Below are 20,589 nucleotides of genomic sequence, written 5' to 3'. Positions count from 1 at the left end.
GCAATCATGTACGATATGCAACATTGCAACGCAAACACATCAACCAGGGACAACCATGACCAAGCAGATCACACGCCACGCGCTGGGCACCCTCGCCGCCGCCCTCGCCTTCAGCCTCGCCGGCCCCGCGCTGGCCGGCGCGCCGATGGCGAAGACGCCGGCGCCCGGCTACCACCGCATCATGCTCGGCGACTTCGAAATCACCCCGCTGTCCGACGGCACGGTCGACCTGCCGGTCGAGCAGCTGCTGTCCGCCAAAGCGGAGAAGACCAGGTCCGTGCTGGACAAATCCTTCCTGAAGACCCCGCTGGAAACCTCGGACAATGCCTACCTGGTCAACACCGGCGCCAAGCTGGTGCTGATCGACACGGGCGCCGGCAGCTTCTTCGGCCCCACCCTGGGCCGGATGCTCGCCAACCTGAAGGCCGCCGGCTACCAGCCGGAGCAGGTCGACGAAATCTATATCACCCACTTCCACGGCGACCATGTCGGCGGGCTGGTGAACGACTCCCAGGCCGTGTTCCCGAACGCGGTCGTGCGCGCCCACCGGCACGAGGCCGAACACTGGCTGAGCCAGGAAAAGATGGACCAGGCCAAGGACAAGGGCGGCTTCAAGGCGGCGATGGCGGCCATCACGCCCTACCAGAAGGCGGGCAAATTCAAGCCCTTCGACGGCGACACCGAGCTGGTCCCGGGCATCCGCGCGCACGCGACCGGCGCCCATACGCCGGGGCACACCACCTACATGGTCGAGAGCAAGGGACAGAAGCTGCTGCTGATCGGCGACCTGATCCACGTGGCGGCGGTGCAGATGGCCGAGCCGGCGGTGACGATCTCGTTCGACAGCGACCAGAAGGCGGCGGCCAGGGCGCGCAAGAAGGCATTCGATGCGGCGGCCAAGGGCGGCTACCTGATCGGCGGCGCGCACCTGCAGTTCCCCGGGCTGGGCCACCTGCGGACCGAAGGCAAGGGCTACCGGTTCATTCCGGTGAATTTCACCCAGATGCGCCAGCCGTAAGCCCTGACCGGCTTCAGGCCCGGTCGACCGACTCCAGTCCGGCGCCGGCGGCGCGCAGGCCTGCCAGCATCCGCGTCAGGCGCTCGAGGTCGACCGGCTTGACCAGGTGGTGCTGGAACCCGGCCGCGAACGCGGCGTCGCGGTCCTGCTGCTGGCCGTAGCCGGTGACCGCGATCAGCACCGTGCCCGCCGTCTCCGGCTGGGCGCGCAGGCGGCGCGCCAGTTCATGGCCGTCGATCTCGGGCAGGCCGATGTCGAGCAGGCAGACATCGGGCCGCACGCTGCGCGCCCGCTCCAGCGCGCGCAGCGACCCGTGCTCGATCACGACCTCGTGCCCCTGCGCCGCCAGCAGCAGGCCCAGGGTTTCCGCCGCATCCGCGTTGTCGTCCACCACCAGCACCTTCAGGCACGCCCCCTGCGCCGGCGCGGCCGCCTCGGGCGCCGCCTGCGGCGCGGGTTCTTCCTGCAGCAGCGGCAAGGTGATCACGAAGGTGCTGCCCTTGCCCAGGCCCGGGCTGGAACAGCCGACCGAGCCGCCATGCAGCTCGACCAGGTGCCGCACCAGGGCCAGCCCCAGACCCAGCCCGCCCTGCGAGCGGTCGGACGAGCGCTCGGCCTGGGTGAACAGGTCGAACACGCGCCCGGTCAGCTCGCGGTCCATGCCGATCCCTTCGTCGCGCACGCTCAGCACCAGGCGCCCGGCCAGCACTTCGGCGCGCAGGTCGATGCTGCGCCGCTCGGGCGTGTACCTGTTGGCGTTGCCGAGCACGTTGGCCACCACCTGCACCAGGCGCGCCTTGTCGCCCAGCACCAGGGCGCCGGGCGGCGGCGGGCGCACCGTCAGCACCTGGCCGCGCGCGTCGATCATCGGCCGCACCTGCTCGACCGCCTCGTCGACCACGGCGCGCGCCTCGACCCGCAGCTGGGCCAGGGTGATCAGGCCGCGCGTCACCCGCGACACGTCGAGCAGGTCGTCCACCAGCCGCGTCATGTGGCGCACCTGGCGCGAGATGATGGTGCTGCTCTGGCGCACGCGCCCCTCGTCCATGCTGCCCAGCCGCAGCAGCTCGGCGGCGGCGCTGATCGGCGCCAGCGGGTTGCGCAGCTCGTGCGCCAGCATCGCCAGGAACTCGTCCTTGCGGCGGTCGGCTTCGATCAGCTTGTCCTCGGCCAGCTTGCGGTCGGTGATGTCGCGGAAGAACGCGGCGACGCCGCCGGCCCGGGTCGGGTAGGTGCGCAGCTCGATCCATACCCGCCGTCCGTCCGCCAGCACCCGGCAGTATTCGGCGCTGCCGGCCGTGCGGGTGCGCATCACCTCGCGCAGCATGCGCCCGCCCTCGGTGTCGACGGACTCGGGGAACACGTCCCAGTGGTTGTGGCCGATGACCTGGTGCGCTTCCAGGCCGCAGATGCGCAGCCCTTCGGCGTTCATCTGCAGGATGGTCCAGTCGCGGTCGAACAGCGCGAAGCCCTCGGCGATGGTGTCGAAGATGTAGCGGCTGCCGTCGCGCTCCTCGCGCAGCTCGGACTGGGCGCGCGCCGCCTGCGCGGCCGACCAGGTGCGCTCGGCGACATCGCGCGCCAGCAGCGCGTCATGCTCGCTCCAGCGGCGCGGATGGCGGGTGTCGAGCCCGAGGCAGGCGATCATGCGGCCCTCCTTCACCAGCGGCACCACCAGCAGCGCGCCGATGCGCTCGGCCTCGTAGGCGCCGCGAGAATCCGTGGTGCGCGGGTCGCGGGCGGTGTCGTCGATCCGCACGACCTGGCCGGCGCGCAGCTCGGCCGCGATGGCCGGGCCGAAATCGTCGAGGTGCAGGTGGGTGCGCGCCAGGCTGCCCGCGCCGTCCTCGGCCCACAGGCGCGGGACCGCGAAGCGCCCGCTCTCGTGCTCGACCTCGGCGTAGACCACGCGCCCGGCGCGCAGCTCGCGGCCCAGCAGCGCGCCGGCGCTGGCGATCACGTCTTCGGGGCGCGACAGCGGACGCAGCGCGTCCGACACCCGCAGCGCGAACGCGGCGCGGCGCTCGGCCTGCACGCGGCTGGTGGTGTCGATCACGGTGCAGAACAGGCCGCAGACCTCGCCGCCGGCATGCACCGGCGCGTGCGAGAAGGTGAAGGTGGCGCGCTCCGGGTAGCCGTGGCGCTGCACCACCATTTCCATGTCTTCGGCGTAGACCGGCTTGCCGGACAGGGCGCGGTCGACCAGGGGCACCATCTTCGGCCAGACTTCGGCCCAGATCTCGGGGAAGCGCGCGCCCAGGGCGGCCGGGTGCTTGTTGCCCAGCAGCGGGATGTAGGCGTCGTTGTAGAGGAAGGTGAGCTCGGGGCCCCAGGCCATGAACATCGGGAAGGCCGAGTGCAGCATCATGTCGACCGCCGTCCTGAGCGCCGGCGGCCAGGCGCCGGGAGGCCCCAATGCGCTGCGCTGCCAGTCGTGCAGGCGCATGCGCGCCTGCATCTGTCCTTCATCCGCAGGATCGGTTTGCGTTATCGGAGCCATGCCCCATTGTCGCATACCTGTTTGATCATTCCTGCCGGATGACGGTGGTTTACAGCTTGATGAAGTGCTCGCGGTAGTAGCGCAGTTCCTCGATCGATTCGATGATGTCGGCCAGCGCGGTGTGCTTCTGGTGCTTCTTGAAGCCGGAGGCCAGTTCCGGCTTCCAGCGGCGGCACAGTTCCTTCAGGGTCGACACGTCCAGGTTGCGGTAGTGGAAGAAAGCTTCCAGCTTCGGCATGCCGCGCGCCATGAAGCGGCGGTCCTGGCAGATCGAGTTGCCGCACATCGGCGACTTGTTCGACGGTACGTACTGCTTCAGGAAGGCGACCAGCTCGGCCTCGGCCTGGGCTTCGCTCACGGTCGAGGCCTTGACGCGGTCGATCAGGCCCGACTTGCCGTGGGTGCCCTTGTTCCAGTTGTCCATCTTGTCCAGCACTTCGTCGCTCTGGTGAATGGCGAACACCGGGCCTTCGGCGATGACGTTCAGCTCCGCATCGGTGACCACGACCGCGACTTCGATGATGCGGTCGTTGTCCGGATCCAGGCCGGTCATTTCCATGTCGAGCCAGACCAGGTTGAATTCGTTGGGACGCTGGGGCGCGGCAGTGACTTCCATTTCAGTGGCTTGTGACATAATTCTCTCTTTGCCTAATCAATCCTGCATTTTCTCACAGGCACACAATGTCTTCACTTGGGTTTTCGGTTTTGTTCGTCGTTTTCTTCGCGCTGACGCTGGGCTTGCGCTTCTGGCTGGCCGCGCGCCATATTCGCCATGTGCAAGGCCATCGCGCCAGCGTGCCGGCCGAATTCGCGCCGAAGGTGCCGCTGTCGGCGCACCAGAAGGCGGCCGACTACACCGTGGCGCGCACCCGCCTGGGGATCGTCGGCATGCTGTGGAGCGGCGTGGTGCTGGTCGGCTTCACCCTGCTGGGCGGCCTGCAGGCGCTGTCGCTGGCGCTGCTGCCGGTCACCGGTCCGGGGATGCACCACCAGATGGCCCTGGTGGTCGCCTTCGCCGTGCTCTCCGGCGTGCTCGACCTGCCGCTCGACTGGCACCGCCAGTTCGTGCTCGAGCAGCGCTTCGGCTTCAACAAGATGACCCAGGGCCTGTGGTGGTCCGACCAGCTCAAGGGCGCCCTGGTGGGCGCCGCGATCGGCCTGCCGCTGCTGTGGGTGATCCTGGCGCTGATGGAAAAGAGCGGCGACCTGTGGTGGCTGTACGCCTGGGCCGTGTGGAGCGGCTTCCAGCTCCTGATGATGGTGCTCTACCCGACCGTCATCGCACCGATGTTCAACAAGTTCACGCCGCTGGCCGACGCCAGCCTGAAGGAGCGCATCGAGGCCCTGATGGCGCGCGTGGGCTTCGCTTCCCGGGGCCTGTTCGTGATGGACGGCAGCCGCCGCAGCGCGCACGGCAACGCCTATTTCTCGGGCTTCGGCCAGGCCAAGCGCATCGTGTTCTTCGATACCCTGCTCGCGCGCCTCGACCCGCACGAGATCGAGGCGGTGCTGGCGCACGAGCTGGGACACTTCAAGCTGCGCCACATCCTCAAGCGCATCGTCGTGATGTTCGCGCTCTCGCTCGGCTTCCTGGCCCTGCTCGGCTACCTGAAGACCCAGGCCTGGTTCTACACCGGCCTCGGCGTGCATCCCTTCATGAACGCCTCGAACGACGGCATGGCCCTGATCCTGTTCGCGCTGGTGCTGCCGATCTTCACCTTCGTGCTGTCGCCCCTGAACGCGATCACCTCGCGCAAGCACGAATTCGAGGCCGACGCCTTCGCGGCAAAGCATACCGACCACCGCCACCTGGTCTCGGCCCTGGTCAAGATGTACGAAGACAATGCCTCGACCCTGACGCCGGATCCCCTGCATTCGGCATTCTACGACTCGCACCCGCCGGCATCGGTGCGCGTCAAGCATTTGATGACGGCGGCCGCATGAAACTCCTTGACCGACACTGCACCCACGGCGCCCCGGCGCTCGATCCCTTGGCCGCCAAAGCCCTGCTGGCCGACATCCCGCACTGGCGGCCGGTCGACGGCGCGCTCCACCGCGACTTCAGCTTCTCCAGCTACGCGGCGACGATCGCCTTCGTGAACGCCGTGGCCGCCATGGCCGAGCAGGAAAACCACCATCCGGAGATGAGCGTCGGCTACCGCCGCTGCGGCGTCACCTGGACCACCCACTCGGCCGGCGGCGCGCTGAGCGAGAACGACTTCATCAGCGCGGCGAAGACCGACGCGCTGTACGCGCGACAGGCGGGTGCATGAGCGAACTGACCGGCACCATCATCGCGGCCCACGGCCGCCACTACCTGGCCGACGTGGACGGCGAAAAGCTCCAGTGCGTCACGCGCGGCAAGAAGACCAATGTCGCGGTGGGCGACGTGGTCCACCTGAAGAAGACCTCGAACGACCAGGCGGTCATCGAGCGCATCGCCGAGCGCACCACCCTGCTGTACCGCTCCGACCAGTACAAGTCCAAGCTGCTGGCGGCCAACATCTCGCGCCTGTTCATCGTCGTGGCCACCGAGCCGGGCTTCGCCGACGACCTGGTCTCGCGCGCCCTGGTGGCCTGCGAGGCGGCCGGCATCGAGGCCCACATCATCCTGAACAAGACCGACGTCGAGGAACTGCTGCCGCGCGCCCGCGAGCGCGTCGCGCCCTACGCCGCGCTGGGCTACCCGGTGCACGAGGTCTCGGCCAAGGCGCGGCCGGAGCAGACCGTGGCCACGCTGATGCCGCTGCTCGAGGGCCAGTCCTCGATCTTCATCGGCCAGTCGGGCATGGGCAAGTCCTCGATGATCAACCTGCTGGTGCCGGACGCCGACATCGCGGTGCGCGAGATCTCGGCGGCGCTCGACACCGGCAAGCACACCACCACCTTCACCCGCCTGTACCGGCTGCCGGGCGGCGCCGCGATCATCGATTCGCCGGGCTTCCAGGAATTCGGCCTGTACCACCTGACCGAGGGCATGCTGGAGCGCGCCTTCGTCGAGTTCAAGCCCTACCTGGGCGGATGCAAATATTACAACTGCCGCCACCTGGCCGAGCCGCAGTGCGCGGTGCTGGAGGCGGTCGCGGAAGGAAAGATCGCGCGCATGCGCCACGAGCTCTACGGCCAGCTGCTGCACGAGTCCTCGCAGACCCTTTATTGACGGCATGGGTGTGGCGTGTCCGCACCCATTTCTTTTGCGAATAACACACGCTGCGATGCAGGATTTGCACCACTTTCCCTAACGGCAAGGAAAAGCCCTTATAATTCAAGGGATAACCCTCAGCAGACTTCACTATGCCAGGCACCAATCCGATCAAGCACTTCCTCCAGTTCTCCGATTTCACGCTCGACGAATTCGAATACGTGATCCAGCGTGCGGGGGTCATCAAGCGCAAGTTCAAGAACTACGAGGTCTACCATCCGCTCGTCGACCGCACCCTGGTGATGGTGTTCGAGAAGAGCTCGACGCGCACGCGCCTGAGCTTCGAGGCCGGCATGCACCAGCTGGGCGGCGCGGCGATCTACCTGAACACCCGCGACAGCCAGCTCGGCCGTGGCGAACCGGTCGAGGACGCCGGCCAGGTGATGAGCCGCATGTGCGACATCATCATGGTCCGCACCTTCGGCCAGGACATCATCGAGCGCTTCGCCGCGAATTCGCGCGTGCCGGTGATCAACGGCCTGACCAACGAACACCATCCCTGCCAGGTGCTGGCCGACGTGTTCACCTACTACGAGCACCGCGGTCCGCTCACCGGCAAGACGGTGGCCTGGATCGGCGACGCCAACAACATGCTGTATTCGTGGCTGCAGGCCGCCGAGGTGTTCGGTTTCCACCTGAACGTCTCGACCCCGGAGGGCTACGAACTCGATCCGAACCTGGTCTCGACCCAGCGCTACACCCTGTTCGACAACCCGTCGGACGCCTGCGCGGGCGCGCACCTGGTCAATACCGACGTCTGGACCAGCATGGGCTACGAGAAGGAAAACGCGGAACGCCTGAAGGCCTTCGACGGCTTCATCGTCGACGGCGCCAAGATGGCGCGCGCGGCGTCCGACGCGCTGTTCATGCACTGCCTGCCGGCGCACCGCGGCGAGGAAGTGGCCGCCGAAGTGATCGACGGCCCCCAATCCGTGGTCTGGGACGAGGCCGAGAACCGCCTGCACGTGCAGAAAGCCCTGATCGAGTACCTGCTGCTCGGCCGTATCGAAGACAAGTAATCCACGATTCATCACTGACACCGAGTTTGATCGTTGGCCCGGCTGTCCCGCTACCCCGGGACAGCCCTTGCAAGGCCAGCTGACCATTTGCCCTACCATCCCTAGCCTTCATCACTGGAACTCCCATGAGCGACATCAAGAAAGTAGTACTCGCCTACTCCGGCGGCCTCGACACTTCGGTCATCCTGAAGTGGCTGCAAGACAATTACAACTGCGAAATCGTCACCTTCACGGCCGACCTGGGCCAGGGTGAAGAGCTGGAACCGGCGCGCGCCAAGGCGCTGAAGTTCGGCATCAAGCCGGAAAACATCTACATCGACGATGTGCGCGAAGAGTTCGTGCGCGACTTCGTGTTCCCGATGTTCCGCGCCAACACCGTGTATGAAGGCGAATACCTGCTGGGCACCTCGATCGCGCGTCCGCTGATCGCCAAGCGCCTGATCGAGATCGCCAACGAGACCGGCGCCGACGCCGTCTCGCACGGCGCGACCGGCAAGGGCAACGACCAGGTGCGCTTCGAGCTGGGCGCCTATGCGCTCAAGCCCGACGTCAAGATCATCGCCCCGTGGCGCGAATGGGACCTGCTGTCGCGCGAGAAGCTGCTGAAGTACGCGGAAGACGCCGGCATCGAGATCGACATGAAGCACAAGGCCGGCGGCGCGCCGTACTCGATGGACGCCAACCTGCTGCACATCAGCTTTGAGGGCCGGCATCTGGAAAACCCGAGCGCGGAAGCCGAGGAATCGATGTGGCGCTGGACCGTGAGCCCGGAGCAGGCGCCGGACGAAGCGGAATACCTGGACCTCGAATACGAACAGGGCGACATCGTCGGCCTGAACGGCGTTCGCCTGAGCCCGGCCGCAGTGCTGGCCGAGCTGAACCGCCTGGGCGGCAAGCACGGCATCGGCCGCCTGGACCTGGTCGAAAACCGTTATGTCGGCATGAAGTCGCGCGGCTGCTATGAAACCCCGGGCGGCACCATCATGCTGCGCGCGCACCGTGCGATCGAATCGATCACCCTGGACCGCGAAGTGGCGCACCTGAAGGACGACCTGATGCCGCGCTACGCTTCGCTGATTTACAACGGCTACTGGTGGGCGCCGGAGCGCGTCGCGCTGCAGACCCTGATCGACCATACCCAGAAGAGCGTGAACGGCTGGGTCCGCATCAAGCTGTACAAGGGCAACGTGATCGTGGTGTCGCGCGATTCGAAGACCGATTCGCTGTTCGACATGAACATCGCGACCTTCGACGAAGACGGCGGCGCCTACAACCAGGCGGACGCGGGCGGCTTCATCAAGCTCAACGCGCTGCGCATGCGCATCGCGGCCAAGGCGCGCGCCAAGCGCGGCCAGTAAGCCAGTCATCCCGTAACACCGCCCACGGGCGCCATGCCGTTCAGGGAAACCTGGACGGCATTTTTATTGCTGCTTCACAGTTCAGGGTCAGGTCTGTCATTCGGACATGGACGCACAACCCTTGCGAAATCTCAGAACGGTTTGACGTATGGCGAGATTTTTTTTCCTCTTTCCGCCATGGTCCGTGATGCGAGGGGTGCGGTGACTAAGGGAGCCGAGCATGGACGAGTTCGGGATGAACAAACCAGCATTTTGAGATAGAGCAAAGGTACTCGCTCGGTGTCCGAATGTCAGATCTGACCCTGAATGCCGTTTTTATTTGGGCGCTGCCGCCTTTGGGTGCTGAACATCCCGGAACTGCTTCTCGATGAGTTCCAGCATGGCCTGGGCCGCGATCGACAATGCCTGGTCCTTGCGCTGGACGAGCAGGATCGGACGCGTCAGGTCCTGTGCGGCCAGGGGAATCGCCACCAGGTCCAGCTGGCGGAACTGGAACAGGGTCAGCTCGGGCACCAAGCTGACGCCCAGGCCCTGCTCCACCAGGCCCGCCACCGTCGCCAGGTGCTCGACCTCGAATCCGGAATGGATCGTCGCTACGTCGCGCAGCAGGATGTCGACATGCTGGCGCACGCTGGACGACTTGGCGAGATGGACGATGTCATGCCCGGCCAGGTCGCCGATGCGCAGGACGCGCTTGTTCGCCAGCGCGTGATCGCGCCGGCACACAAGATAGAACGGATCGCTGCCCAGGGTGCGCGACGCGAACTCGAGGAAATTCGCGCCGGGCGCGGTCAGCACCAGGTCGGCCTTCTGCTGGCGCAGCAGCGCCAGGCACTGGTCCGACAGGGCATCGTGCAGGGTCACGGCCACGCCGGGATACAGGCGCCGGTACTCCGCGATCACGGCGGGCAGCACCCTGGCCGCCAGCGAAGGCAGCGCCGCGATCGCCACCCGCCCGCGCCGCCGGGCGACGTAGTCCGCCATGTCGTCGAAGGCCGCCTCGAATTCGGCGATGAGCGAGCGCGCCACCTCGGAAAACAGTTCGCCTTCCGGGGTCAGGGTGACATTGCGCGTGTCACGCTCGAACAGCCTGGTTCCCGCCGCTTCCTCGAGCTTGCGGATCATCGCGCTGAACGCCGGCTGCGAGGTATGGCAGCGCTCGGCCGCGCGCGTGAAATGCCTGGTTTCCTCGAGCGCCACGAAGGCATACAGCAGCCGGGTCGAGATATTGGTCGTCATTGCCGGCCCCTGTCTGGACGATTAATTTGATAATCAGATTAATCCATCTGAAATTACCATTGTACTTAATCAGTCAGGCGCGCCACACTCCCATCGACCGCTTTTTCCTGAAGCAGACACGGGAGCTGTAATGAAACGAATCAGAATCGGATCCGGCGCAGGCTACTCCGGCGACCGCCTGGAGCCGGCCATCGAACTGGCCGAACAAGGCGATATCGACTACCTCATTTTCGAGTGCCTGGCCGAGCGCACGATCGCGCTGGCCCAGCGCGCCCGCAAGGAGGATCCGGGCGCGGGCTACGATCCGCTGCTCGCCGAGCGCATGCGCGCGGTGCTCCCGCTGTGCCGCGAAAAAGGGATCCGGATCGTCACCAACATGGGCGCCGCGAATCCGCTGGCCGCCGCCGCCATGGTGCGCGACATCGCGCGCTCGATGAACCTGCATGGCTTGAGGATCGCGGCCGTGGTGGGCGACGACGTGCTGGACACGGTGCGCGCCGGGGACTACATCGACGATACCGGCGAGCCGGTCAAGCGCCTCGGCGAACGCCTGCTGTCGGCCAACGCCTACCTCGGCGCGCAGCCGCTGGTCGATGCGCTGGCACAAGGAGCCGATGTCGTCATCACCGGCCGCGCCGCCGATCCGGCGCTGGTGCTGGCCCCGCTCATCCACGAATTTGGCTGGGCCATGGACGACTGGGAGCGTCTCGGCCAGGGCACGCTGGCGGGACACCTGCTGGAATGCGCGGGGCAGATCACCGGCGGCTATTTCGCCGACCCCGGCCACAAGGACGTGGCCGGCCTGGCGCGGCTGGGATTTCCGATCGGCGAGGTGGCCGAGGATGGCTCGGTCGTCATCACCAAGGTGGCAGGCAGCGGCGGACAGGTGACGGCCGCGACCTGCAAGGAACAGCTGCTGTACGAGATCCACGATCCGCGCGCCTACCTGACGCCGGACGTGGTGGCCGATTTCTCCGGCGTGCAGGTCACCGAGCTCGGGCCGGACCGGGTACAGGTCAGCGGCGCCACCGGCCATCCACGGCCGGAAACCCTGAAAGTCTCGATCGGCTACGTCGACAGCTATATCGGCGAGGGCCAGATGTCGTATGCCGGCCCCGGCGCCCTGGCCCGCGCCCGCCTGGCGCTGTCCATCGTCGAAGAGCGCCTGGCCATCATCGGCGTCCAGGCCAGCGAGCTCCGCTACGACCTGATCGGCGTCAACGCCATGCACCGCGACCGCCTGCCGGCCGCGCATCCGGAGCCCTACGAGGTGCGCATCCGGGTGGCGGGACGCACCGACAGCCTGCGCGAGGCCGTGCGCATCGCCAATGAAGTGGAAACCCTGTATACCTGCGGCCCGGCCGGCGGCGGCGGCGCCTTCAAGTCGGCGAAGGATATCGTGGCGGTGCGTTCGATCCTGCTGCCGCGCGAGGCCGTGAAACCATCCGTGCACATCGAGGAGAGCGGACATGCTGTTACGTGACATCGCCCATTCGCGGGCCGGCGACAAGGGCGACATCTCGAATATCTCGGTCATCGCCCATGACCCGAAGGACTATCGGCTGCTGGAGGAACATGTCACCGCCGAGCGGGTCAAGGCGCATTTTGCGGGTATCGTCGAGGGAGAGGTGCAGCGCTTTACCCTGCCGGCGCTCGGCGCCCTGAACTTCGTGCTGCATCATGCCCTGGACGGCGGCGTCACGCGCTCGCTGGCGCTGGATGCGCATGGCAAGACCTTGAGCTCGGCGATCCTCAGCCTCGACATCCCCGGGCCGGACGCCGCCCGCTAACCAGACAACGAATCACGGAGACTTCCCATGCGCTTCACGAAACCGCCCTATCTCGCCCTCCCCGCCGTCTGCCTGGCGCTGTCCACCGCCGCCTCCGCCGCCGCCTTCCCGGACAAGCCGATCCGCTTCGTCGTGCCCTTCGCCGCCGGCACCGCGACCGACCAGCTGGCGCGCGCACTGGGCCAGGCGGTCACGCTGGAAACGAAGCAGCAAGTCATTGTCGACAACAAGCCCGGCGGCAATGGCTTCATCGGCGCGAACGAGGCGGCGCGCGCGGCGCCGGACGGCTACACCGTCCTCATCGCGACCAATACCACCCACGCCGCGGCGGAGCACCTGTACAAGAAGGTGCCTTACGATCCGGTCAAGAGCTTTGTCCCGATTACCGGACTTGGCAAGGGCGGACAGATCATGGTGGTCAGCGCCACGTCGCCGGTGACCAGCGTGGGCGACTTCATCGCTCGGGCAAGGAAAGAGCCGGGCAAGATCACCTTCGGCAGCGGCAGTTCGTCGAGCCGGGTCGCGGGCGAACTGTTCCAGCAGCTCGCCGGCGTGCAGCTGCTGCATGTTCCCTACAGGAGCAATACCTACGCCATCACCGACCTGCTGGGCGGCCAGATCCAGATGATGATCACCGATACCGCAACCGGGATGCCGCATATCAAGAGCGGCAAGCTGCGCGCCCTGGGCTATTCGGCAAGTACCCGCTCGGCGCTGGCGCCGACTGTGCCGACCATCGCCGAGGCCGGCGTCAAGGGCTACGATGTCGGCTACTGGTTTGCCGCCTATGCGCCGGCGAACACGCCGCAGCCGGTCGTCGCCCGGCTCAATGAACTGCTGAGCCGGGCCGCCAAAAGCCCGACGGCGCACAGCGGCTTCTATGCCACCAGCGGCACCGAGGTCTTCCTGACCTCGCCCGAGGGATTGGCGGCATTCCAGCAGGCCGAATCGAAGAAATGGGGCGAGATCATCCGGAAGGCCGGTATCGAAAAGGAATGAACGGACAGGCGCCAGTGCGTCTTTTTTTCGTCGTGCGGAGCGGATAGAATCGGGAGCCATGAGCGATTCCGGAAATCTTCCCTGCCTGACGTGCGGGGCATGCTGCAAGTCCTACCGTGTCTCCTTCTATTGGACTGAAGGGCTGGAGCGCGGGCTGCCCGACGGGCTGACCGAACAGCTCACGCCCCATCTCTCCTGCATGCGCGGCACGAATGCGTCACGGCCCTATTGCATCGCGCTGGGCAAGGGCGATGCGGGGCCGATGGCCTGCGGCGTGTACGCGCAGCGGCCGCAGGCATGCAGGGAGGTGGAGATCGGGGATGAGAAATGCACGCGGGCGCGTGGCCTGCATGGCTTGCCTGCGATCCCGGTGCCGGCCTGATTCCTGCTCGTTCCCGCGTCGGATCCGGGGAAACCCGCGATTGTTGTCGCCTTCATGCCGCGTTCCCTCCAACTTGCGCCGCCTGCGGGTCCACCTCTGTTAATCTTTTACCCTGTTCGCGGCTGCCCCAGGCCGTGCTGGAGCTCAGATGGATCCGCGTGTCGACAAGGCGATGCCGGCCGGAATCTCGATCGGACTCGGGGCGATCGGCCGCCTGCGCCCCTTCGTGGCCTTCCTGCGCCACCGGCTGTCGCTGTTGCTGTTGTGGCCGGCAATCGCGCTGGCTGCCGGCGCCGGGCTGTGGGGCTACGTGCTGGCCGACCTCGACCACAAGCGGCGTGACCGGCAGGCCGAACTGGAACAGCAGGTCGACGCCTATACGCGCAGCTATGTGATCCGCACGCGCCGCTCGATCGCCGACACCGACCGGCTGCTGCTGCTGCTGCGCCACGACTGGGCCGTGTCGGGCCACCGCACCACCCTGGCCGGCACGAGCGAGGCGGGGATCTTTTCCACCCAATACATCGGCGCCGTGGGACTGTTCGACCGCAACGGGGTCGTCGTGACCAGCTCGCACCCGGCCGCCGTCGGCAGGACCTTCGCGGACAAGCCTTATTTCACCGAGCAGCAGCGCGCCACGAGCGACCGGCTGTACGTGAGTGCGCCGATCGACGGCCAGCTGTCGAACCGCGAGGTGATCGCCTTCTCGCGCCGGCTGCTGTCGCCGGGCGGGCGCTTCGACGGCATCGTGCTGGTCTCGGTGCTCCCGGCTTTCTTCACGCAGCACTACTCCGAGCCCATCCTGCGCGAGTACGGCTTCGTGGGCCTGGCAGGCGAAGACGGCGTGCTGCGCGCCAGCCGCAACGGGAACCTGGTCCACTCGGCCCGGACGCCCTTCCTGCTGGGTCCTTTGCCTGCCGACAAACCGGAAGGCGTGATCCGGCTTGACGGCAGGCGCTGGTTTGCCGACGGGCGCACCCGCGTGGTCGGCTGGCAGCCGTTTCCGGACATGGGACTGGTCGGCATCGTCGGCGTGGACGAGTACGCGGCCATGGCCGGCTACCGGCGCGACCGGCAGGCGGCACTGAACGGCGCCTGGTGGAACAGCGCCTGGCTGGCGCTGGCCGCGCTGCTGGCCACGAGCTTCTACGTGCACGCCAAGTGGAAGCGGCACCAGATCGAAACGATCCGCTCGACCTACCGTCTGGCCACCGAGGATGCGGGCGAAGGCTTTTTCATCAACCGGCCGCTGCGCGACCTGCACGGCAGCGTGATCGATTTCCAGATCGTCGATTGCAACCAGTACGGCGCCGACATGTTCGGCAAGCATCCACGGCAGCTGATCGGCCACCGCCTGTCCGAGTTCTATCATGGCAAGATCTTCCGCGCGGCATGTGCGCGGCTGTGCGAGGCGCTCGACACGGGCCTGCACGACAGCGAGATCGAGGTGGCGCCTGCCCCGGACCAGCCGCTCAAGGCGCAATGGATCCGCTACAAGGCGGTGCGCGCCGACGGCGACCTCGCGGTCACGATCCGCGACATCAGCGAGACCAAGGCCCACTTGACCGAACTCGAACGCAGGAGCAACTCGGACGAACTGACCGGCCTGCCGAACCGCTACTGGATCCAGCAATACCTGCCGCAGGCGATCGAGCAGGCGCGCGCGAACGGGCGGGGACTCGCCGTGCTGTTCATCGACCTGGACGGCTTCAAGACCGTCAACGACGCGCTCGGGCATGCGGTCGGCGACGAACTGCTGCGCACGGTCGGCAAGCGCCTGAAGATCGCGGTACGCCCGCGCGACCACGTGGTGCGCCTGGGCGGCGACGAATTCGTGGTCGTGCTGGAAAACATCGGCAGCCCCGACGACGTCGAGCACGTCGCCGGCCGCGTGCTCGGGGCCTTCCGCGACGGCTTCCACCTGCACCACTCGACCCACGCGCTCAACGCGTCGATCGGGATCAGCCTGTTTCCCGAGCATGGCGACGATGCCCAGACACTGCTGAAGAATGCGGACATCGCGATGTACTCGGTCAAGACCGACGGCAAGGGCACATTCCGATTCTTCCAGTCGCATTTTTTCGAGGCGATCCGCACCCGGCTGGAGACGGAAATGGAACTGCGGCACGCGCTCGACCAGCGGCAGTTCGTCGTGCACTACCAGCCGCGCGTGGACCTGGCCGCCGGCACGGCGTCGAGCATGGAGGCGCTGGTGCGCTGGGAACACCCGGGCAAGGGCCTGACCGGGCCGGACCGCTTCATCCCGCTGGCCGAGGAAACCGGCCTGATCGTGCGGCTGGGCGAACAGGTGATCGACAGCGTCTGCCGCCAGCTGGCCCTCTGGGCGCGCGACGGCGCGGCGCTGGTGCCGGTCTCGGTCAACGTCTCGCCGCGCCAGTTCAGCCAGTCCGACATCCTGGCGCTGTTTCGCGGCGCGATCGCACGCCACGGCATCGACCCCGCGCTGCTGGAGATCGAGGTGACCGAATCGTCGATGATGCAGGAGGGGATCGGGGAGTCGGCCGTGTTCGGCCAGCTGCGCGAACTGGGCATCAAGCTGTGCATCGACGACTTCGGCACCGGCTACTCGTCGCTCTCCCAGCTGCAGAAGCTGCACTTCGACGTGCTCAAGATCGACCGCGCCTTCGTGCTGCAGATCGAACGCCCGGAGGGCGACACCTTGATCGCCTCGATGATCGCCATGGCGCACGCGCTGGGGATGCGCGTCGTGGCCGAGGGGGTCGAGAACCGCAAGCAGATGCAGATGCTCAAGACGCTAGGCTGCGACGAAGGGCAAGGCTTCTTCTTTTCGCGCCCGCTTCCCCCGGGAGAACGCCAGGCGCTCGGTGCGCGCGAGTTCCAGCCGGCGATCGCGCCGAAATCCTGAACCGCGCCACGATACGGGGAGCCGCGGCCTGGCGCGACGACCTAGCGCAACTCCCGCAAATCGTCCACCGCCTCGCTCCCGAAGCGCGCGCCGGTCAGGTAATCCACCAGGGTCCGCGCACAATCCTCGGGCGCCACCAGCACCCCGCCCTCCTTCAGGTCCACGAAGCGCTGCCGCAAGGGAAACCTGGCATCCGGCGTCGCCCGGATCTCGGCCTGCATGTCGGTATCGATCACCCCCGGCGCCAGGCTGCACGCGCGCACCCGCGGATCGCCATCGAGCGCGATCGCGCGCGCATGCTGGTCGAGCGCCGCCTTGGTCGCGCAGTACACGCTCCAGCCCGGATAAGCGCTGCGCCCCGCCCCGCTGGAAATGTGCAGGATGCGGCGCTCGGCCTGCGGCGCGGCGCGCACGAAGGCGGCCGACAGCGCCAGCGGCGCGCCCACGTTCAGCACCGCCGCCCGCAGCGCCGCCGCCGGCTCCTGCTCGGCCAGCGGACCGACCGGGCTGACCACGCCGGCGTTGTTCACCAGCAGCGCGGTGTCGCAGCCGGCCAGGAAGCTGGCCAGCGCGTGGCCGGACAGCCAGTGCGCCAGCGCGCCGGCGTCGGACAGGTCGATCTCGACCTCTTCCATTCCCTCGACGCCGACGCGATGGCGCGCCAGCCCCAGCACGGGAATGGCGCGCGCCAGCAGTTCGGCCGCGACCGCGGCGCCCAGGCCGCGCGAGTGACCGGTGACGATTGCCTTGATCATATCGATTCTCCCAGACACAACAGACCGCGATGCGGCCCTAGATGAAGACCGGTTCCGGCTCCAGCAGCACGCCGTAGCGCGCCTGCACGTCGGCCTGGATCGCCGCGGCCAGCCGCGCCACCTCGGCGCCGCTGGCGCCGCCCAGGTTGACCAGCACCAGCGCCTGCTTCGGATACACCCCGGCCGCCCCCATGCTGCGCCCTTTCCAGCCGCACTGGTCGATCAGCCAGCCGGCCGCCAGCTTTTCGCTGCCGTCGGGCTGGGCGTGGTGCACCAGGTTCGGAAACTGCGCCAGCAGGCGTGCGCAGTGTTCGCCGGTGACCACCGGGTTCTTGAAGAAACTTCCCGCATTGCCGATCTCGGCCGGATCGGGCAGCTTGCGGCGCCGGATCGCCTCGACCAGCCCGCCGACCTCGCGCGGGCTCGGATGCGCCAGCCCGGCGTCGCGCGCGGCCTGGGCCAGCTCGGCATAGCGCAGGTTCGGCTGCCAGGCTGCCGGCAAGGCAAACGTGACGTCCAGCACCACCAGCTCGCGCCCTTCCGGATGCTTGAAGATGCTGTCGCGGTAGGCGAAGCGGCAGGCGGCGCCGTCCAGCGTGCGCAGCTCGCCGCTGGCCATGTCGTAGGCGGTCAGGCTGTGAAACACGTCCTTGGTTTCCGTGCCATACGCCCCCACATTCTGAATGGGCGCGGCGCCCACCGTGCCGGGAATCAGCGACAGGTTTTCCAGGCCGCCCAGCCCCTGCTCCAGCGTGTAGCGCACGAAGCCATGCCAGTTCTCGCCGGCCTGGGCGCGCACCAGCACCTTGCCGTCCTGCTCGCCGACGATCTCGCGGCCCTGGCCGGCCATGTGCAGCACCAGCCCGTCGAAGTCGCGCGTGAACAACAGGTTGCTGCCGCCCCCGAGCACCAGGCGCGGCAGCCGGGAGAGCTGCGGATCGGCGCGCACCGCCGCCAGTTCGCCGGCGCCGGCGATGCGCAGGTAATGGCGCGCCCGCGCCGGGATGCGGAAGGTGTTCAGGGAGACGAGCGGCTGGTCGTGGACGAGGGTCAATTCAGGGTGCATGGCGGAGTGTGCAATGTTTTCAGCCAATTATAGTGGCAAGCGCGTTTCGGGCTTGCCGGTCTGGCAAATCTGGTCGCCGACTGGGCCGTTGTCCGTTAAAATAGAGGGCTTCATCTAATAGCCTCATCAGAAAAGGAACCGCCATGCCATCGTTTGATGTGGTCTGCGAAGCAGACATGGTCGAAGTAAAAAACGCCGTCGAACAGTCGAACAAGGAAATCACCACCCGCTTCGACTTCAAGGGCAGCTCGGCGAAAGTCGAGCAGAAAGAGCGCGAGCTGACCGTGTACGCCGATTCGGACTTCCAGCTCGGCCAGGTGCGCGATGTGCTCGTCAACAAGATGACCAAGCGTAAGGTCGACGTGCGCTTCCTCGATGAAGGCAAGGTCGAGAAGATCGGCGGCGACAAGGTCAAGCAGGTCATCAAGGTGCGCAACGGTATCGAAACCGAGGACGCCAAGAAGATCACCAAGGTGATCAAGGAAAGCAAGATGAAGGTCCAGGCCAGCATCCAGGGCGAATCCGTGCGCGTCACCGGCGCCAAGCGCGACGACCTGCAGGCCGCGATGGCCCTGCTGCGCAAGGATGTGCAGGAATTGCCCTTGGCATTCAACAACTTCCGCGACTGAGGTCGCCCTCGGGCCAGCCCTGTTGGCCCGGCAACATCGCTTCCCGGGATAAAACGTTCCGTGGAGCCTCGCCCCCCTTGGGGTAGAATGGGGTCCGTGCGCACACGCCGTTTTTTTGCGCCCGCAGCGGTACCGCGTACTGATTAGGTAGTCTAAGGATAGCAATGAAACGTGTTGATGATTTCCGCCTACGACTGGGCAACAAGGAGTATGTGCCCATCATGATCGGCGGGATGGGTGTGGATATTTCGACCTCCGAGCTGGCCCTCGAAGCGGCCCGCCTGGGCGGCATCGGCCATATCTCGGATGCGATGGTACAGGACGTGTCGGACCGCAAGTTCGACACCACCTTCGTCAAAGACAAGACGAAGCTCTACAAGTTCAACATCAATAACATGAACAAGGCCGTGGTCCAATTCGACCTGGACCGCCTGGCCGAAGCGACCCGCCTGCATGTCGGCTCGACCATGGAAGCGAAGAAAGGCGATGGCCTGGTCTTCGTCAACTGCATGGAAAAGCTGACCATGAATGCGCCGAAGGAAACCCTGCGCACCCGCCTGGCGTCGGCGCTCGACGCCGGCATCGACGGCATCACGCTGTCGGCCGGCCTGCACCTGGGTTCGTTTGAGCTGATCAAGGATCACCCGCGTTTCCGTGACGCCCAGCTGGGCATCATCGTGTCCTCGGTGCGCGCGCTGCAATTGTTCCTGCGCAAGGTCGCACGCCTGGACCGCCTGCCCGACTTCATCATCGTCGAAGGCCCGCTGGCCGGCGGCCACCTCGGCTTCGGCATCGACGACTGGAAGCAGTACGACCTGCACACCATCATGGATGAAGTCCATGCCTACATCAAGGCCGAACAGCTGGGCATCCCGGTGATCGCCGCCGGTGGCGTGTTCACCGGCAGCGACGCCGTCAGCTTCCTTGAAAAAGGCGCCGGCGCCGTGCAGGTGGCGACCCGCTTCACCGTCACCCACGAGTGCGGCATGCCCGACAGCGTCAAGCAGGAGTATTTCCGCGCCTCCGAGGAAGACATCGAGGTCAACGGCGTCTCGCCGACCGGCTATCCGATGCGCATGCTCAAGAGCACCCCGGCGATCGGCTCCGGCATCCGTCCGGGCTGCGAGTCCTACGGCTACCTGCTCGACGCGACCGGCAACTGCGCCTACATCAACTCGTACAACCGCGAGGTGCAGGCGAATCCGGGATCGAAGAACGTCTCCGTCATGGACAAGACCTGCCTGTGCACGCACATGCGCAACTTCAACTGCTGGACCTGCGGCCACTACACCTACCGCCTGAAGGACACCACGCACCGCCTGGCGGACGGCAACTACCAGATCCTGAGCGCCGAGCACGTGTTCAAGGATTACCAGTTCAGCGTCGACAACCAGATCGCCCTGCCGCCGAAGCAGGACATCGCGGCCGCGTAAGCGCGCAGGCCCATGCAAGAGCCACGGTACGCCGTGGCTTTCCTAAGAAACTCACCTCTACGCTGTTGTCTCCTGTGGTTGCAGCGCGTAGCCAAACTCTGCGGCACGCCGGTGCAGCTGCTTGATGACCCGATTTCGGTATTGCTGCTCATAGTGGTCTGCGCCAGGATCACGGTAATCCATGCCGTATCGCATCGCGTTGTAGAACAGGACGGCAATCTTGCGGGCTGTTGCGGTTACGGCTTTTGCATTGCCGATGCGGCCTGCCAGGCGTCGGTAGAAGGCACCCAGCGCGGTATTGCTGCGGCCAAC

Annotated in this window: 18 protein-coding genes and 1 pseudogene; 13 read left to right on the top strand and 6 right to left on the bottom strand. The window is 66.5% G+C overall.

What is annotated here, in order from left to right:
* Positions 1 to 55: 55 nt before the first annotated feature.
* Positions 56 to 1,018 carry an MBL fold metallo-hydrolase gene (locus H162_RS0106300; protein ID WP_020652606.1) on the top strand — a complete coding sequence of 321 codons (963 nt, stop codon included), beginning with the start codon at positions 56 to 58 and terminating at the stop codon, positions 1,016 to 1,018.
* A gap of 13 nt (positions 1,019 to 1,031) precedes the next feature.
* Here H162_RS0106300 and H162_RS0106295 read toward each other — a convergent pair whose 3' ends face one another.
* Complete coding sequence (locus H162_RS0106295) at positions 1,032 to 3,476, bottom strand: hybrid sensor histidine kinase/response regulator (RefSeq protein ID WP_020652605.1); 2,445 nt, start codon at positions 3,474 to 3,476, stop codon at positions 1,032 to 1,034.
* 91 nt (positions 3,477 to 3,567) lie between these two features.
* The gene (gene orn / locus H162_RS0106290) at positions 3,568 to 4,152 is read right to left on the bottom strand and encodes an oligoribonuclease (protein WP_026354299.1); all 585 of its coding nucleotides are present in this window, start codon (positions 4,150 to 4,152) and stop codon (positions 3,568 to 3,570) included.
* Positions 4,153 to 4,199: 47 nt separating this feature from the next.
* On the opposite strand from orn, the gene H162_RS0106285 reads away from it, so the two are divergent.
* From H162_RS0106285 to H162_RS0106265, 5 genes are all read left to right on the top strand, one after another.
* The gene (locus H162_RS0106285; protein WP_026354298.1) at positions 4,200 to 5,462 is read left to right on the top strand and encodes a M48 family metallopeptidase; all 1,263 of its coding nucleotides are present in this window, start codon (positions 4,200 to 4,202) and stop codon (positions 5,460 to 5,462) included.
* On the top strand, positions 5,459 to 5,791 hold the full coding sequence (locus H162_RS30245) for a 4a-hydroxytetrahydrobiopterin dehydratase (protein WP_040786642.1): 333 nt from the start codon (positions 5,459 to 5,461) through the stop codon (positions 5,789 to 5,791). Before H162_RS0106285 ends, H162_RS30245 begins: the two co-directional genes overlap by 4 nt.
* Positions 5,788 to 6,678 carry a ribosome small subunit-dependent GTPase A gene (rsgA, locus tag H162_RS0106275; protein ID WP_020652601.1) on the top strand — a complete coding sequence of 297 codons (891 nt, stop codon included), beginning with the start codon at positions 5,788 to 5,790 and terminating at the stop codon, positions 6,676 to 6,678. The genes H162_RS30245 and rsgA overlap by 4 nt, the downstream gene beginning before the upstream one ends.
* Before the next feature lie 134 nt (positions 6,679 to 6,812).
* Entirely contained in the window at positions 6,813 to 7,739 is a 927-nt protein-coding gene (argF, locus tag H162_RS0106270; protein WP_020652600.1) for an ornithine carbamoyltransferase, read from the top strand.
* Between the two features lie 125 nt (positions 7,740 to 7,864).
* Entirely contained in the window at positions 7,865 to 9,097 is a 1,233-nt protein-coding gene (locus H162_RS0106265; RefSeq protein ID WP_020652599.1) for an argininosuccinate synthase, read from the top strand.
* 315 nt (positions 9,098 to 9,412) lie between these two features.
* Here the strand turns inward: H162_RS0106265 and H162_RS0106260 are convergent, their stop codons facing one another.
* Positions 9,413 to 10,336 (bottom strand): LysR family transcriptional regulator, encoded by a 924-nt coding sequence (locus H162_RS0106260; RefSeq protein WP_020652598.1) that lies wholly within the window; start codon positions 10,334 to 10,336, stop codon positions 9,413 to 9,415.
* A 130-nt stretch (positions 10,337 to 10,466) separates the two neighbouring features.
* On the opposite strand from H162_RS0106260, the gene H162_RS0106255 reads away from it, so the two are divergent.
* From H162_RS0106255 to H162_RS30240, 5 genes are all read left to right on the top strand, one after another.
* Positions 10,467 to 11,819 carry an acyclic terpene utilization AtuA family protein gene (locus H162_RS0106255; RefSeq protein WP_020652597.1) on the top strand — a complete coding sequence of 451 codons (1,353 nt, stop codon included), beginning with the start codon at positions 10,467 to 10,469 and terminating at the stop codon, positions 11,817 to 11,819.
* Positions 11,806 to 12,126 (top strand): AtuA-related protein, encoded by a 321-nt coding sequence (locus H162_RS0106250; protein ID WP_020652596.1) that lies wholly within the window; start codon positions 11,806 to 11,808, stop codon positions 12,124 to 12,126. Before H162_RS0106255 ends, H162_RS0106250 begins: the two co-directional genes overlap by 14 nt.
* Positions 12,127 to 12,153: 27 nt before the next feature.
* Positions 12,154 to 13,125 carry a Bug family tripartite tricarboxylate transporter substrate binding protein gene (locus H162_RS0106245; protein WP_020652595.1) on the top strand — a complete coding sequence of 324 codons (972 nt, stop codon included), beginning with the start codon at positions 12,154 to 12,156 and terminating at the stop codon, positions 13,123 to 13,125.
* Positions 13,126 to 13,183: 58 nt separating this feature from the next.
* On the top strand, positions 13,184 to 13,507 hold the full coding sequence (locus tag H162_RS0106240; protein WP_020652594.1) for a YkgJ family cysteine cluster protein: 324 nt from the start codon (positions 13,184 to 13,186) through the stop codon (positions 13,505 to 13,507).
* Positions 13,508 to 13,655: 148 nt separating this feature from the next.
* Positions 13,656 to 16,394, top strand: a complete 2,739-nt coding sequence (locus tag H162_RS30240) for a bifunctional diguanylate cyclase/phosphodiesterase (RefSeq protein WP_020652593.1) — start codon at positions 13,656 to 13,658, stop codon at positions 16,392 to 16,394.
* Positions 16,395 to 16,435: 41 nt separating this feature from the next.
* Here the strand turns inward: H162_RS30240 and H162_RS0106230 are convergent, their stop codons facing one another.
* Both H162_RS0106230 and murB read right to left on the bottom strand, forming a co-directional pair.
* On the bottom strand, positions 16,436 to 17,149 hold the full coding sequence (locus tag H162_RS0106230; RefSeq protein WP_020652592.1) for an SDR family oxidoreductase: 714 nt from the start codon (positions 17,147 to 17,149) through the stop codon (positions 16,436 to 16,438).
* Positions 17,150 to 17,186: 37 nt separating this feature from the next.
* On the bottom strand, positions 17,187 to 18,215 hold the full coding sequence (murB, locus tag H162_RS0106225; protein WP_026354297.1) for a UDP-N-acetylmuramate dehydrogenase: 1,029 nt from the start codon (positions 18,213 to 18,215) through the stop codon (positions 17,187 to 17,189).
* Between the two features lie 143 nt (positions 18,216 to 18,358).
* Between murB and H162_RS0106220 the strand changes: the two genes are divergently transcribed.
* Both H162_RS0106220 and H162_RS0106215 read left to right on the top strand, forming a co-directional pair.
* A complete protein-coding gene (locus H162_RS0106220) occupies positions 18,359 to 18,844 on the top strand; it encodes a YajQ family cyclic di-GMP-binding protein (RefSeq protein WP_020652590.1) in 486 nt (161 codons plus the stop codon).
* Between the two features lie 164 nt (positions 18,845 to 19,008).
* Positions 19,009 to 20,277 (top strand): nitronate monooxygenase, encoded by a 1,269-nt coding sequence (locus tag H162_RS0106215; RefSeq protein WP_026354296.1) that lies wholly within the window; start codon positions 19,009 to 19,011, stop codon positions 20,275 to 20,277.
* A 57-nt stretch (positions 20,278 to 20,334) separates the two neighbouring features.
* Here the strand turns inward: H162_RS0106215 and H162_RS0106210 are convergent.
* A pseudogene (locus H162_RS0106210) lies at positions 20,335 to 20,589 on the bottom strand (IS110 family transposase); the annotation flags it as partial.

Origin of the sequence: Massilia niastensis DSM 21313, assembly GCF_000382345.1 — a bacterium.
GTDB classification, from domain to species: domain Bacteria; phylum Pseudomonadota; class Gammaproteobacteria; order Burkholderiales; family Burkholderiaceae_D; genus Telluria; species Telluria niastensis.
Note: the sequence above shows the minus strand (reverse complement) of the source record. Positions and strands in the feature narration are given on the sequence as shown.